Here is a 14,009-nt window from a genome sequence, read left to right on the forward strand (position 1 = left end):
GGGGTTGTCAGTCGCCCTTGACGTTGACGATCTGCCGCAGCGTGTGCCGCACCTCGACGAGGTCCTTGGCGTCCTCCATCACCACGTCGATGTCCTTGTACGCAGCCGGGATCTCGTCGATGAACGCCTCGGTGTCGCGGTACTCGATGTCACCCATGGCGACCCGCAGGTCCTCCTGGGTGAACGTCTTCCGAGCCCGGGAGCGGCTGTACTCCCGGCCCGCGCCGTGCGGCGAGGAGTTGAGCGCGAGCGCGTTGCCCTTGCCCACCACGACGTACGACCGCGTGCCCATCGACCCCGGGATGAGTCCCGGTGTGCCGAGGGACGCATCGATCGCACCCTTGCGCGACAGCCACACATCCTTGCCGAAGTGCTTCTCCTGCGTCGTGTAGTTGTGGTGGCAGTTGATCTCCTCGACCCGCTCCACCTCGTCCACACCGACCCAGTCGGCGAAGCACGTGACGACCCGGTCCATCATCTCCTCACGGTTGAGCAGCGCGTACCTCTGCGCCCACCGCAGCTCGCGGATGTACGCCCAGAACTCGTCCGTCCCCTCCACGAGGTAGGCGAGGTCACGATCGGGAAGATCGATCCACCACTTCTGGCACAGGTCCTGCGCGATCTTGATGTGCCGCTGCGCGATCATGTTGCCGACGCCGCGCGAGCCCGAGTGCAGGAACAGCCACACCTGGTCGTCCTCGTCGAGGCTGACCTCGATGAAGTGGTTGCCCGAGCCGAGCGTGCCCAGCTGCTTCTCCCACCGTGCCGCCCGGTCAGCCGGGTCGAAGCCCGCCTTCTCGGCGTCAGCGCGCAGCTCAGCGAGCCGTACCCGGGTGTGCTCCCGCGTGATGGCCTGGTTCGCGTTGCCCGCCGACAGCGGGATCGCCCGCTCGATCGCCTCACGCAGCGCGCGCCGATCGGTCGGCAGGTCGTCGGCGGCGTACGCGGTCTTGACCGCGATCATGCCGCAACCGATGTCGACGCCGACGGCTGCCGGGATGATCGCTCCGAGGGTCGGGATGACCGAGCCGACGGTCGCTCCCTTGCCGAGGTGCGCGTCCGGCATCAGCGCGAGGTGCGGGTGGATGAACGGCATCGTGCTCGCCGCCTGTGCCTGGTCGCGAGCCTTCGCGTCCAGGATGGATGCCCAGCTGAACAGCCGCTGGGAGATCTTCTCCATGATCTTCTCTTCCTGTGGGTGGATGGATACAACAAAAATGAGCCCCGGCCGCGGATGCGGTCGAGGCTCGTGGTTCCGGAGCAGCTGGCTAGGCCAGGGGTGTTCCGGGGTACGGGGCATCGTCCGCATGGCGGCTCTCGTCGCGCCGCGACGAGGTTCCGGGCATGCCGAAGGAGGAGCTGTGGAGCCATGAGTACGTCATGGGGCCCGCCTTCCTTCGGTCGTCGCCCGCGAGATGCGGGACGGTGCGAGGAAGGACACTACCGCATGACGTCGCCGGCGAGCCCGATTCGCTATCGTTCAGGCACACACAACAGCACGTTCTCAGGGCGGGGTGGAACTCCCCACCGGCGGTAGGGGCGGCAACGCCCGAGCCCGCGAGCGCCATCGTCGAAGCTGACGGTGGGTCAGCAGATCCGGTCAGACTCCGGAGCCGACGGTCACAGTCCGGATGGAAGAGAGCGGCGCTGAACGCCCGTACGGGTTCGGCGCACAGCCTTGGGTCGTCATGACAGAAGGAATCACTCATGAATGACCGTTCACACACAGCAGCCCCGCGCATCGCGTTCGTCCGTGCCCGCTGGCACGCGGCGATCGTCGACCGGGCGTATGACGGGTTCGTCGACGAGATCGCGGCCGCCGGCCAGGTCGACGTGTACGACGTACCGGGGGCGCTCGAGATCCCGCTGCACGTCAAGACGCTCGCGCAGGCCGGACAGCACGATGCGATCGTCGGGTGCGCCCTCGTCGTCGACGGCGGGATCTACCGGCACGAGTTCGTGGCGGCCGCCGTGCTCGACGGGCTGATGTCCGTGCAGCTCAGCACCGAGGTCCCGGTGTTCTCACTCGTGCTGACGCCGCACGCATTCCACGAGACCGAGGAGCATCATCGCTTCTTCGCCGAGCACTTCGTGGGCAAGGGTCGTGAGGTCGCGCAGGCGTGCCTGGCGACGCTGGCCGCCCGCCGCGAGCTGGTCGCGGGCTGACGAGCCGGCGGCCCGGTGACGGTCAGCCGTCCTGGGCCGCCAGCCACGCGTTGAGGTGCTTCTCGCCCTGACGCATCACGATGTTGTGCCCCACGACGAAGACCGGCCGCAGGAGCCACGACGTCCACCGCATCCACCGCCGATCGGTCGCCACGCGCCAGTCGATGTCCATGGCGGAGGTCCCCGGCGTGAGCTCCACGAACGTGACGACGCCGCGCCCCCGCAGGTCGCCCTCGGAGGTGAAGCTCAACCGGTCCGGCCGGTGAGCCTGCAGGTTGGCGAGCCTGAACGTCACGGAGTAGCCGAGGCCGCTCGAGGCCCGTACGTCGAGATTGTCACCGTCGTACGCCATGACCTGGACCGATGGCCACCACGGCAACGGGTCCGGGGTGTCCAACAGCGCCTCCAGGACGTCCCAGAGCGACTCGCGGCCGCGGTCGACCCGCCACCGCGAGACCAGGACGTACTCGGAATTCATCCAGACTTCTCCGTGTCGCTACCGAGGCTGGAGTGGCCATCGGGATTGAATGGATCTGGCCCTACGCGGTATGAGTGCGTAGGGCCTTAGCTCTGTCCTGACGAGGCCGTCCGCCGCAGCCACCACAGTCCCACGAGGGGCAGCACGAGCGGCACGAAGCCATAACCCTCGCCGAATCCCGACCACACCGTCTGGTCCGGGAACAGCGAGTCGTCGGCCAGCGACAGCACGCCGGTCACGAGGACCCCGACGAGCTCGATGCTGATCGTCACCAGGGCAAGACCCCGCAGGCTGCGGGCCAGCGCGATCGTCGCCGCGATGTAGACCAGGCCGGCGAACGCCGACATCGAGTACGCGAACGGGGCCTCGTCGGCCTTGGTGGCGAGCTGCACGATCGAGCGTGCGGACGCGGCGAGGGCGAACACCGCGTAGATCGCCACGAGGACCCGCCCGAAGCCGTGGGACGTGTCAGACATACGCGTTCTTCCAGATGCCGAGCAGGCGTACGCACAGGACGGCAACCGTCAGCATCGCCACCACGACCACGCCGGTGCCCCAACGCGACTTCTCGGCGATGCCCCAGAGCACTGCGGCCGGCGGGATCACCACGATCGTCACGAGGTAGGACACGAACAACACGCCGTCGACGTCACGGTCGGTCGAGCCGAGCGCGATCGAGCCGCCGACCAGCAGCGCGATGAGCATGACCTCGAGCGCCGCCACGGCGTAGAACAACGGATTGCTGAACGGCCGCTGCTTCAGCGTGTGCCAGCCGGCGAACGCCCCGACGAGGGCAGCAGCCAGGGCGACGACGTACGCCACGAGGTCGGTCACGCAATGCCTTCGTTCGGGGCCTCCTCGTGCGAGGTGGCGGTCAGGATCTCCGTGACCGAGTCTTCCACGAAGCGTCGCCAGGCCGACAGGTGGCGGGCCATGAAGTGTCCGGCGCCCGCCAGCGACTGCCACGTGGCGCTCGTCGCGAGCCCCCGGCTCCGCTCCACGTACGCCTTGCTGGCCGCCGGCGAGGTCCACCGGTCAGCCGAGCCGTGCAGGACCCGCAGGTAGCGACCCGCGATCGCGCCGTTGGGCTCCCCCGGCGGCAGCCACGGCGCCAGTCCGACGACGCCGACCACGGCCGGGTCGCCCGCGGCGCGGCAGGCCGTACGACCGCCCATCGAGTGGCCGACCAGCACGACGGGCACGCCCGGCTGCTCCGCGGTCAGCTGCTCGAGCGCCCAACGAGCGTCGCGGACCGGAGCGGGATCGGTCTCGGAGTTCCAGCCGCGCACGCGATACTGCAGCAGGCTCAGGGCGATCTCGTTGCGGCGCGCGAATCGCCGCAGTGAACGCGCCATGAGTGCCATCCGCCACCAGCTCGCGTGCTTGTTCTCGACCGGCTCCACGTTGCGCTGCTGTCCGCCGTGCAGCAGCAGCACGATCGCCCTTGGTGATGCGGGCGTCGTGTAGCGGTCGAGTCGTGGGTCTGGCATGCCTTCGATGCTGTCACGCGGTCGAAGAGCCCGCACAGCGGAGCGAGACACCTCACACTCACCAGTCGGCGGCGAAGCCGGCCAGGTCGGCGACCACTCCGCGAAAGGGCTCGCGCTCGCCACGCGGGCCGAGGCCGCGTGCTGCCAACCGATGGCTCGAACGGGCCGATGAGACAATCCGTCACGACTGTGTATGCTCGCTACTCACATCTGCTCGGGAAGGTTCTTCATGCGTCTCCAGATCTCCGCCGCACTCGCGGCGCTCCTCATCTCCCTCGGACTCGTCACGCTCACGCCAACCGCCGCCACGGCGTCAGGAGGGCTCCAGTGCAACATCGGTGCCGTGGACAGCGCGGCCAGCTCGTTGCAGAGCTCCCGTACCTACCTGAACGCCCACCGAAGCACCTCGAGCTGGAAGCGCTACGTGCCTCGCGTGAGCGACACCTACACCAACGTCGCAGGCTGCTTCACCGGGTCGGCGCACACGCTGCTGCTCCAGTCCCTGGACGCCTTCCTCGGCCACTACCGAGCGAAGCACTGGTCCAAGGGGATCGCCCAGCTCGATGCGACGATCAAGGTGCTCCGCAAGATCGTCAACGCCTACTACGACTCGGACGGCGACATCTGCCCGACCTACTGCTAGGGCGTGCCGCCGGAGAGACAAGTCACGCCGTCCAATCGGCGGGCACCCGTCCGCTGCGCACGAGCAGTCGGAGGAGGTCGTTCGAGGATCCGTGCTGCGGTGCTGCCGATGCCCGGAAACCCATCTCGGCGAACGACTCGCCGAGCAGCAAGGTCAGACCGTCATGGGCGACATCCATGACATCTGGGTCGAAGGCGATCTCGAGCCCGCGTGCGGCAGCCAGGTCCCACGTGTGGATCACGGCCTCGGCGATGAGCTCGTCGAGCATGACCCGCATCGGGGTCAGCCCGCGGTAGGGCATCGTGATCGTCTCGTCGGTGCGCGCCCGCAGGTTGGTGACCAGACGCTCCGATGCCTCGCGCAGGTCGCGCTCGGGCTCGGATGACGCCCGGTAGGTCGGCGACCCGTCGAGCAACGGTGGCTCGCGGTCGGCCGCACACGCCGCGGTGACCTGCTGCCAGCCGATGACGTGCTCGAGCAGTCGCCGTACGTCGAACTCCTCGCACGGCGTCCGGCGGTCCAGGTCCTGCGGCGTCAGCCCCTCGGCCGTACGCCGGGTCGTGACCAGGACCCTCTCGAGCAGGTCGACGTGAGGATCGCTCATGGCACAAACCTATCGGCGCGACCGGGCGTCTCGAACCCACCGACTCGGGCGACGCTGACAGTGGTCGTGTCATGATGTGCCGCATGCCCGCACCCCTGGTCCTGATCTCCGCCGCGATGGCGGTGCCGTCCGGCTTCTACCGGCCGCTCGTCGAGGAGTTCGAGCAACGCGGCTGGGAGGCCAAGGCACTGCCAACTCGCGGCTTCGAACGTGGCGAGCCGATCGCGTCGCGGACGCATGACTGGAGCTACGCCAGCGAGATGGCCGTCATCGCCGACGAGGTGGCCAAGGCACGCGCCGACCAACCCGATCGCCCGGTGATCCTGCTGGGACACAGCCTCGGCGCGCAGATCTCGGCAGGGCACGAGCTGCACCACGAGCCGAGCGACGGCTTCGTGGCCGTCGGCGCCTCGGTGCCGCACTTCCGGTCGTACCCCAAGGCTGGGCTGCCGGTGCTGTTCCTCGGTGTCAGCGTGCCGGTCGTGGCACGGCTCCGCGGATTCGTGCCCAAGCCGTTCTTCGGGGCACCTGGCGCCCGTACGTTGATGCGTGAGTGGGCCCGGTTCGTCCGGTCCGGCAAGCCGCCCTTCGCGGTGCCCCACCGCATCACGACCCCGTCGCTGGTCGTGCAGCTGCAGGGCGACACCTATGCGGTGTCCCGCTCCAACAAGATCTTCGTCGAGACGTTCCTCGATCCCGACCACTCCACCCGCTGGGTCTACCTCAAGGACGCCGTGCCCGAGGGCGGCACGACCCACCACGTCATGTGGGTCAAGACCCCCGCCCCGGTGGTCGACCGCATCGCAGCCTGGTGGCGCGAGGTCGAGAAGTAGCCCCCGTTCCTTGAGCTTGTCGAAAGGACCTCGTCGACAAGCTCAAGGTTCACTCGGCGAAGGCTTCGATCGGGGGGCAGGAGCAGGCGAGGTTGCGGTCGCCGTACGCCTGGTCGATCCGGCCCACCGGCGGCCAGTACTTGTCGTCGACGGAGCCGGCCGGGAAGGCACCGGTCTCGATCGAGTACGCGTGCTTCCAGTCGAGCAGCTCTCGCATCGTGTGCGGGGCGTGCACCAGCGGGTTGTCACCGTCGGCGTACTCCCCCGCCGCGACCGCGTCGATCTCGGCGCGGATCGCCAGCATCGCGTCGCAGAAGCGGTCGAGCTCGGCAAGGTCCTCGGACTCCGTGGGCTCGACCATCAACGTGCCGGGCACCGGGAAGCTCATCGTCGGGGCGTGGAAGCCGTAGTCGATGAGCCGCTTCGCGACGTCGTCGATGCTGAGCCCTGACGCCTTCGTGAGCGGCCTGACGTCGAGGATGCACTCGTGCGCCACCAGGCCGTTGTCGCCCGTGTAGAGCACCGGGAACGCGCTCTCGAGGCGCTTGGCGATGTAGTTGGCCGACAGCACCGCGACCGACGTGGCGTCGGTCAGTCCGTCAGCACCCATCATCGCGATGTACGCGTACGGGATCGGCAGGATGCCGGCGGAGCCGTAGGGGGCCGCGCTGATCGCTCCGACGCCCTCGCGCTTGCTCTCCACCGGGTGCAGCGGGTGCGTCGGCAGGAACGGGACGAGGTGCTCGGCGACCGCGACGGGACCCACTCCGGGTCCTCCGCCGCCGTGCGGGATGCAGAACGTCTTGTGCAGGTTGAGGTGCGAGACGTCGCCGCCGAACTGACCGGGTGCGGCATGCCCCAGCAGCGCGTTGAGGTTGGCGCCGTCGACGTACACCTGACCACCGTGACTGTGCACGATGTCGCAGAGCTCGGTGATGCCGTGCTCGTAGACGCCGTGCGTCGACGGGTAGGTCACCATGATCGCCGCGAGGTCGTCCGCGTGCGCCTCGCACTGCGCGCGCAGGTCGGCGAGGTCGACCTCGCCCTGGTCGGTGGACTTCACGATCACGACCCGCATGCCGGCCATGACGGCCGAGGCGGCGTTGGTGCCGTGCGCGGACGCCGGGATCAGGCACACGTTGCGGTGGTCGTCGCCACGGCTCAGGTGGTACGCCCGAATGGCCAGCAGGCCGGCGAACTCGCCCTGCGACCCGGCGTTGGGCTGGATCGACACTGCGGCGTAGCCGGTGACCTCGGCGAGCCACGACTCGAGCGTCTCGACGAGCTCGATCATCCCGGCGGCGTCCTCGGCCGGCACGAACGGGTGCAGGTCGGCGAAGCCGGGCCAGCTGATGGGCTCCATCTCGGCCGTCGCGTTGAGCTTCATGGTGCACGAGCCCAGCGGGATCATGCCGCGGTCGAGCGCGTAGTCGCGATCGCTGAGCTTGCGCAGGTAGCGCAGCATCTGGGTCTCGCTGTGGTGCTCGTGGAACACCGGGTGCGTCAGGATCTCGTCCGTGCGCAGCAGGTCGGCCGGGAGCGAGTCCGGAGCCTCGTCGACGCCGGCCACGCCGAAGGCGTTCCACACCGCGTCGAGGTGTGCGCTGGTCGTCGTCTCGTTGGTCGTGATGCCGACGTGATCGGCGTCGACCAGCCTCAGGTGGACGCCGGCCTCACGCGCCTTGGCGACGATGCCGGCCGCCTCGCCGGGAACCTGCGCCACGACGGTGTCGAAGAACCCGCCGTCGGCCACGTCGATGCCACCGGCGCGCAGGCCGGCAGCCAGCAGGCGTGCCGAACCGTTGACCTCACGCGCGATCTCGCGGAGGCCGTCGGGACCGTGATAGACGGCGTACATCGAGGCGGCGACGGCCAGCAGCACCTGCGCGGTGCAGATGTTGGACGTGGCCTTCTCGCGGCGGATGTGCTGCTCGCGAGTCTGCAGGGCCAGCCGGTACGCCGGACGGCCCGCGCTGTCGACCGAGACACCCACCAGGCGGCCGGGCAGGTGTCGCTCGAGTCCCTCGCGCACGGCCATGAAGCCCGCGTGCGGGCCGCCGTAGAACATCGGCACGCCGAACCGCTGGCTCGAGCCGACGACGACGTCCGCGCCCATCGAACCCGGGGAGGCCAACAGCACGAGCGCCAGCGGGTCCGCCACGACGACGGCCAGGCCGCCCGAGGCGTGCGCAGCCTCGATGGCCGGACGCGGGTCCACGATCTGCCCATCGGTGCGCGGGTAGGCGATGATCGTGCCGGCCGCCTCGACATCGGGCACACCGGCAGCCAGGTCGGCCTCGACGAGCTCGATCCCCAGGGCCTCGGCGCGCGTGTGGGTCACGGCGAGCGTCTGAGGGAGCAGCCCGGAGTCGATGATGATCGGCAGCGCGTCCTTGCCCTTGGTGGCCCGTCGGATCAGGGTCATGGCCTCGGCGACCGCGGTGCCCTCGTCGAGGAGCGACGAGTTGGCCGTCGTGAGACCGGTCAGGTCGGCGATCACGGTCTGGAAGTTGATCAGGGCCTCGAGCCGGCCCTGCGAGATCTCCGGCTGGTATGGCGTGTAGGCCGTGTACCAGGACGGGTCCTCGAGCACGTTGCGCCGGATCACCGGCGGGGTGACGGTCGGGTGATAGCCCAGGCCGATCATCGCGACACCGGGGTTGTTGCGGTCGGCGAGCCCACGCAGCGTCGCAAGCGCCTCCGACTCGGTCTGTGCGGCGGGCAGGTTGAGCGCGGTGGCGCTGCGGATGCCGGACGGGACGGCAGCGGCCATCAGGGCGTCGAGCGAGTCGTAGCCGACGCGGCGGACCATGGCGTCCTGGTCGGACGGGGTCGGACCGATGTGGCGACTGGCGAATGCGGATGGCACGAGGGAGCTCCCGAAGGTAGAGGCGTCGAACTACGCCTCCCCTTCTGTCACTCCCGACCGCGAGGTCAGGTGCTCCAGAATTGCCTCGGTCGCGTGGTCCTTGGTGCCTGAGAGGTTCCGGGGAGGAATTGCCCCTTCGGCGCCGCCTGGGCGAACTCTCCCACGCGCGGTCGACAGCAGCACCAGCCTACCAAGGTGGTGCCGAGACGTATCGTCTAGGAGCTGAGGCGGGCGCGGCGGCGAGCGGCGAGCTCGTCGTCGGCGAGGCTGATCTCGACCGCGCGCTCGCTCGGGAGCTCGTGGAGCGAGCCCTCGATCTCCTTCCACACACCGCCGATCGCGATGCCGAACACGCCCTGGCCGCCCTGCAGGAGGTCGATGACCTCGTCGGCCGAGCGGCACTCGTAGACGCTGGCGCCGTCGCTCATGAGCGTGACCTGCGTCAGGTCGTCGGTGCCGCGGGCGCGAAGGTGGTCGATCGCGATGCGGATCTGCTGCAACGAGACCCCGGCGTCGAGCAGACGCTTGATGATCTTGAGCAGCAGGATGTCCTTGAACGAGTAGAGGCGCTGCGTGCCTGAACCGGTCGCCGAGCGTACGGTCGGCTCGACCAGCCCCGTGCGGGCCCAGTAGTCGAGCTGGCGATAGGTGATCCCGGCTGCGCTGCACGCGGTCGGACCGCGGAATCCGGCGTCCTCCGGGAGCGGGGAGACATCATCGGTGAACAGGAGGCCTTGGTCGCTGGCCTCTGCCACGGCTTGCGTGGTGGCCGTGACGTCGTCGTCGCGTGACTCGATCATCCGAAAATGCCTTCCAATGCTGGTATTGGGGAAGACTACCTCCACGGAACTACATCCGTGTACCTTCGGTAGTTCTCTCAAGGTAAGGGTGAGACTTTGCCAAAGCAACGACCGAGCGCAAAACCGGGCGTGTCGCGGACCTCAACCCTCACGTAAGACTTGAGGGTCACGCCTCGGGCGGCTTCTCGAAGTCCTCGGGCGAGATCTCGTCGAGGAACTCACGGAACTTCTCGATCTCCTCGTCCTCGTCGGTGGTCGCGAGGATGCCGGCCTCGTCGAGCACGTCCTCGGCGCACAGGATCCGGGCCCCCGACCGCAGGGCCAGGGCGATCGAGTCCGACGGCCGGGCCTCGACCTCAGAGCCCGAGGCGAAGATTAAGTTGGCGTAGAAGATCCCCTCGCGAACGTCGATGATCTGCACCTCGTTGAGCTCGTCGCCGAGTGCCTCGACGATCCGCTGCATCAGCTCGTGCGTCAGCGGCCGGGCCGTGACCGTCCCCTGTTGGGCGTACGCGATTGCTGACGCCTCGACGGCACCGATCCAGATCGGCAGGTAGCGGCCGCCGTCGAGCTCCCGGAGGAGCACCAGCGGCTGGTTGGTCGGCATCTCGACCCGTACCCCCACGACCTCGACCTCGCGCACCGGACTAACCGCGCAATCGGCTTCTGACCAGGACCGTCTGCAGTCGCACGGACAAGGCCGCTAGCGCCGACACGGTCTGCTCGCTGGCCTCCTTGTCGAGCTGGCGCGCGCGGGGCGTCACGACCTGCTCGAACAGCGCGACCTCGCGGTCGGCCGCCGTCCGGAAGATGCGGAGGTGGCGCGGCTCGATGCCGAGCTCGACGAACTCCCCCACCAGCGCCGCGACCTGCAGCGCCTCGCCGTCGTAGTAGGTCTGGGTGGGCCGGCGATCGATCAGGCCGAACTCCTCGATCGCGTCGAGGGTGCCGGAGTCGATGCCAGCGGATTCGAGCAGCTCCTCACGCGACAGGCGTACGTGGCTCTTGGGCTCCGCGAACGTCTCACCGGTCGGGAGGCCGTCGGCGGCCAGGCTCAACCGAGGGACGCGGGTCGCACCGCGGAGCTCGGTGTCGGGCACGACGCCCCGGTCCAGGTCGTCGAGCACCTGGCGGATGTGGCTCAACGGCCAGAACTTGTCGCGCTGCTGACGCAGGATGAACCGCAGGCGCTCGACGTCACCGAACGAGAACTTGCGGTAGCCCGACGACGTACGCTCCGGCTCCAGCAGACCCTCGGACTCGAGGTAGCGGATCTTGGTGATCGTGAGGTCGGGAAACTCTGGTAGGAGCTCATCGAGCACCTTGCCGATGCCGAGGCGGGACAGCTCCGGCAGCGGCTCCGTCACGCTCCGCCCTTCAGGGCTCCGGCGAAGTAGATCAGGCGGTACTTGCCGATCTGCACCTCATCGCCGCCCGACAAGGTCACTTCGTTGTCGATGCGGTCACGGTTGACGTAGCTGCCGTTGAGGCTGCCCAGGTCGGCGATCGCGTAGCCCGCCTCGCTGCGCGTGAACGTGGCGTGGCGACGCGAGACGCTGATGTCGTCGAGGAAGATGTCGCTGTCGGGGTGCCGGCCCACCGTGACGACGTCGCTGTCGAGCAGGAACCGCGCTCCCGAGTCGGGCCCGCGCTGCACCAGCAGCATCGCGCTGCCGGCCGGCAGGTTCTCGACCGCCGAGACGTCGGACGCGGACATCTCCTCGGTGTCGGCATCGAGGATCGGGATGTGCGTCGTGTCATCGCTCGGAGGCACTGGTCCGGCGGTTTCGTCGGGCTCGTGGTCCGGCGTTGACATCGGGTTCACTCCTGAAAAGTCGTGGTCTTGAGTACGGGTTGAGACTTCGTCTCCAACTTAGCACCCGCGCGCTCACGACACGCCGTGATCGTCAGTCGGAGACGAGTGCGGAGTAGGCCTCGGCCTCGAGCAGCGACGCCGTCGGCTCCTCCTCGGCCGTGCGCACCTTGATGAGCCAGCCCTCGCCGTAGGGGTCGGAGTTGATGACCTCGGGCCCTCCGTCGAGCGCGTCGTTGCGGGACACGACCTCGCCGGACAGCGGCGAGAAGATGTCGGAGACCGACTTGGTGGACTCCAGCTCGCCGATCACGGCGCCGGCCTCGACCCGGTCCCCCACGGCGGGCAGCTCGACGTAGACGATGTCGCCGAGCTGGTCCTGGGCGAAGTCGGTGATGCCGATCGTCGCAATGTCCTCGTCGAGGCGCACCCACTCGTGCTCTTCGCTGTAGTAGAGGTCCTCAGGGATCACCGCGTGCTCCTAATCGGTCAAGATGATGGTCGAGCGTACTCAGGGGTCGTGGCGTCTGCCAGGGCCGTGATCGTGACCTTGTCCTTCTTGGTCACGGTCGCCGTGCCACCTCGCGTCGCGATGGTGTCGATGAGTCCGCCGGGAAAGCGTACCGCCCCGAGGAGCACCGATGGGTCGCCTATCGCCTCGATGACGTACGGCCGCTTGATCTCGCGTCCGCCGACCCGGATGGCGTCGTCCTCGTCGAGGAGATAGGTCTGCGCGATGACCCGGGCCACCCCGTTGATCGCAATGGCCTCGGCCCCGGCGCTGCGCAGCTCCTCGACCGCATCGAGCAGCGCGGACGCGTCGATGTCCTTGTTGGGGTCCTGGATGACGACCTCGACGCCGGGACCTGTCGCACCGGACGTGCCGGCGAGGATCGCGAGCTGCTCGGCGCGGAGCTTGGCCTGCTTCTCGGCCTGCTCGCTCCGCTTGGTGCTGCTGAGCAGGTCGTTGCGTGTCGTCGTGAGCTCGTCGATTTGGGTGCCGAGTCGCTCGTTGGCTGCGTCGAGGGACTTGAGCAGCTCGACGAGGTCGTCGCCGCGGACGTTCGAGTAGTCGCCGGTGTCCTTCTCGTTGATCTGCGCCACGATCGCGAGGCCCAGGATGCCGAGCAGGACCGCGACCGTGACCAGCGGAAAGGTCGGCCGCAGGAGCGAGCGCCAGCGCGACTCAGGCATGGAAGATCCTCCGTCGGATCGCCGCGGCGTTGGCGAAGATACGGATGCCGAGCACGACCACCACGCCCGTCGACAGCTGTGAGCCCACGCCCAGCTGGTCGCCGAGGTAGACCATGAACGCGGCAATGACGACGTTGGAGATGAACGACACCACGAACACCCGGTCGTTGAACCGGCGCTCGCCGAGCGCACGCAGGGCGCCGATGACGGCGTCGAGCGCCGCGACGATCGCGATCGGCAGGTAGGGCTGCAGATCGGTGGGCACCGTCGGCTTGAACAGCAGTCCGGCCACGACGCCGACGACCAGGCCGATGACCGGGATCATTCTTCCCCCTTGATGGCTTTGGCATGCAGGGTCGTCATGCGCTTCTTCGGGACTGCGGGAACGGAGAGGTCAGACGATGGTGTCATGCCGAACTGCACGTCAGCGTACTTTTGCCGCGCCGCCCAGTAGTGACCTGCTGGATTGTCCTGGAACCGCTGGAGCAACGTGTCGCTGGGGCCGATCGCCACGACGGAGTAGGGCGGCGCGATGTCGGTGTAGTTGACGTTGATCGCGCCGTTCGCGTAGTGGATGCCGGTGAGCGAGCCGATGCGCTCGCCGTTGATCGACACCGCCTCGGCGCCGGCGTACCAGAGACCGTTGACGAGGATCTGGAGGTCCGAGTCCGTGATCTCGCCGTCGTCGTTGTCCTGCGTGCTGGGGCCGGCCACGACCGTGATGCCGGGACCCGTGACGGCCAGGTCGCCGGTCTCGACGCGCACGTTCTGGTAGGCCGGGTCGAATCGGTCGACCGAGGTCGAGAGGTCCTCGACCTGCTTGCGAAGCCGCTCGGCGGTCGCCTCACGGGTGGTCTGCAGCTTCTTGCGGGCCGCCACGTCACTGATGAGCGTGCTGCGCTCGCGCTCGGTCGCGGGGCGGTCGTTGCGGGTCTGCACCGCGGCGACCATCACCAGCAGCGCGAACGCCGCCAGGACGAGCCCGGTGAGCGGCGTGTTGAACTCGCGCGACTGGGCGTAGTCGCCGGCCCGGACGACGTAGTAGTCGTCGTCGAGCGCAGTGTCAGCGATCTGCTCGAGCAGGCCCTCGGCCCGCTGCGGCGCCTCCGGCCCGGACAC

The 14,009-nt window shown here is 68.5% G+C and carries 18 protein-coding genes and 2 riboswitches; of the genes, 3 read left to right on the forward strand and 15 right to left on the reverse strand.

The features are described 5' to 3' along the window. Positions 1-7: 7 nt before the first annotated feature. A complete protein-coding gene (locus ASE12_RS02910) occupies positions 8-1,180 on the reverse strand; it encodes an RtcB family protein (protein WP_056396717.1) in 1,173 nt (390 codons plus the stop codon). Positions 1,181-1,496: 316 nt separating this feature from the next. Continuing rightward, a riboswitch (FMN riboswitch) is annotated at positions 1,497-1,647 on the forward strand. A 60-nt stretch (positions 1,648-1,707) separates the two neighbouring features. Between ASE12_RS02910 and ASE12_RS02915 the strand changes: the two genes are divergently transcribed. Continuing rightward, positions 1,708-2,166 (forward strand): 6,7-dimethyl-8-ribityllumazine synthase, encoded by a 459-nt coding sequence (locus tag ASE12_RS02915; RefSeq protein WP_056396720.1) that lies wholly within the window; start codon positions 1,708-1,710, stop codon positions 2,164-2,166. A 22-nt stretch (positions 2,167-2,188) separates the two neighbouring features. On the opposite strand, the gene ASE12_RS02920 is transcribed toward ASE12_RS02915, so the two are convergent. From ASE12_RS02920 to ASE12_RS02935, 4 genes are all read right to left on the reverse strand, one after another. Then, positions 2,189-2,644, reverse strand: coding sequence for a hypothetical protein (locus ASE12_RS02920; protein WP_056396723.1), 456 nt, complete (start codon positions 2,642-2,644; stop codon positions 2,189-2,191). 86 nt (positions 2,645-2,730) lie between these two features. Then, a complete protein-coding gene (locus ASE12_RS02925; RefSeq protein WP_056396725.1) occupies positions 2,731-3,120 on the reverse strand; it encodes a hypothetical protein in 390 nt (129 codons plus the stop codon). After that, positions 3,113-3,478 carry a hypothetical protein gene (locus ASE12_RS02930; RefSeq protein ID WP_056396728.1) on the reverse strand — a complete coding sequence of 122 codons (366 nt, stop codon included), beginning with the start codon at positions 3,476-3,478 and terminating at the stop codon, positions 3,113-3,115. Before ASE12_RS02930 ends, ASE12_RS02925 begins: the two co-directional genes overlap by 8 nt. Further along, positions 3,475-4,134: an alpha/beta hydrolase gene (locus tag ASE12_RS02935; protein ID WP_082582041.1), complete on the reverse strand. Its 660-nt coding sequence runs from the start codon at positions 4,132-4,134 to the stop codon at positions 3,475-3,477. Before ASE12_RS02935 ends, ASE12_RS02930 begins: the two co-directional genes overlap by 4 nt. A 229-nt stretch (positions 4,135-4,363) precedes the next feature. Between ASE12_RS02935 and ASE12_RS02940 the strand changes: the two genes are divergently transcribed. Next, the gene (locus ASE12_RS02940) at positions 4,364-4,777 is read left to right on the forward strand and encodes a hypothetical protein (RefSeq protein WP_056396730.1); all 414 of its coding nucleotides are present in this window, start codon (positions 4,364-4,366) and stop codon (positions 4,775-4,777) included. Positions 4,778-4,799: 22 nt separating this feature from the next. On the opposite strand, the gene ASE12_RS02945 is transcribed toward ASE12_RS02940, so the two are convergent. Further along, positions 4,800-5,381, reverse strand: a complete 582-nt coding sequence (locus tag ASE12_RS02945) for a maleylpyruvate isomerase family mycothiol-dependent enzyme (RefSeq protein WP_056396737.1) — start codon at positions 5,379-5,381, stop codon at positions 4,800-4,802. A gap of 83 nt (positions 5,382-5,464) precedes the next feature. Between ASE12_RS02945 and ASE12_RS02950 the strand changes: the two genes are divergently transcribed. Then, positions 5,465-6,214 (forward strand): alpha/beta fold hydrolase, encoded by a 750-nt coding sequence (locus ASE12_RS02950; RefSeq protein WP_056396740.1) that lies wholly within the window; start codon positions 5,465-5,467, stop codon positions 6,212-6,214. A 49-nt stretch (positions 6,215-6,263) separates the two neighbouring features. Here the strand turns inward: ASE12_RS02950 and gcvP are convergent, their stop codons facing one another. From gcvP to ASE12_RS02995, 9 genes are all read right to left on the reverse strand, one after another. Next, positions 6,264-9,083: an aminomethyl-transferring glycine dehydrogenase gene (gene gcvP / locus ASE12_RS02955; RefSeq protein WP_056396744.1), complete on the reverse strand. Its 2,820-nt coding sequence runs from the start codon at positions 9,081-9,083 to the stop codon at positions 6,264-6,266. A gap of 84 nt (positions 9,084-9,167) precedes the next feature. Beyond that, a riboswitch (glycine riboswitch) is annotated at positions 9,168-9,256 on the reverse strand. A gap of 42 nt (positions 9,257-9,298) precedes the next feature. Beyond that, positions 9,299-9,883, reverse strand: a complete 585-nt coding sequence (locus tag ASE12_RS02960; RefSeq protein ID WP_056214021.1) for a MerR family transcriptional regulator — start codon at positions 9,881-9,883, stop codon at positions 9,299-9,301. A 166-nt stretch (positions 9,884-10,049) separates the two neighbouring features. Continuing rightward, positions 10,050-10,526 (reverse strand): bifunctional nuclease family protein, encoded by a 477-nt coding sequence (locus ASE12_RS02965; protein ID WP_056396747.1) that lies wholly within the window; start codon positions 10,524-10,526, stop codon positions 10,050-10,052. Positions 10,527-10,530: 4 nt separating this feature from the next. Further along, entirely contained in the window at positions 10,531-11,250 is a 720-nt protein-coding gene (locus ASE12_RS02970; RefSeq protein WP_200954953.1) for a MerR family transcriptional regulator, read from the reverse strand. Next, positions 11,247-11,699, reverse strand: coding sequence for an FHA domain-containing protein (locus ASE12_RS02975; protein ID WP_056404491.1), 453 nt, complete (start codon positions 11,697-11,699; stop codon positions 11,247-11,249). The genes ASE12_RS02970 and ASE12_RS02975 overlap by 4 nt, the downstream gene beginning before the upstream one ends. 91 nt (positions 11,700-11,790) lie before the next feature. Beyond that, positions 11,791-12,168 (reverse strand): glycine cleavage system protein GcvH, encoded by a 378-nt coding sequence (gene gcvH / locus ASE12_RS02980; RefSeq protein ID WP_056396749.1) that lies wholly within the window; start codon positions 12,166-12,168, stop codon positions 11,791-11,793. A gap of 17 nt (positions 12,169-12,185) precedes the next feature. Next, on the reverse strand, positions 12,186-12,890 hold the full coding sequence (locus ASE12_RS02985; protein WP_056396752.1) for a DUF881 domain-containing protein: 705 nt from the start codon (positions 12,888-12,890) through the stop codon (positions 12,186-12,188). Continuing rightward, positions 12,883-13,215, reverse strand: coding sequence for a small basic family protein (locus ASE12_RS02990; RefSeq protein WP_056396755.1), 333 nt, complete (start codon positions 13,213-13,215; stop codon positions 12,883-12,885). Before ASE12_RS02990 ends, ASE12_RS02985 begins: the two co-directional genes overlap by 8 nt. Then, positions 13,212-14,009 (reverse strand): DUF881 domain-containing protein, encoded by a 798-nt coding sequence (locus tag ASE12_RS02995; RefSeq protein ID WP_056396758.1) that lies wholly within the window; start codon positions 14,007-14,009, stop codon positions 13,212-13,214. The genes ASE12_RS02990 and ASE12_RS02995 overlap by 4 nt, the downstream gene beginning before the upstream one ends.

Source organism: Aeromicrobium sp. Root236, from assembly GCF_001428805.1.
Taxonomy (GTDB): Bacteria; Actinomycetota; Actinomycetes; order Propionibacteriales; family Nocardioidaceae; genus Aeromicrobium.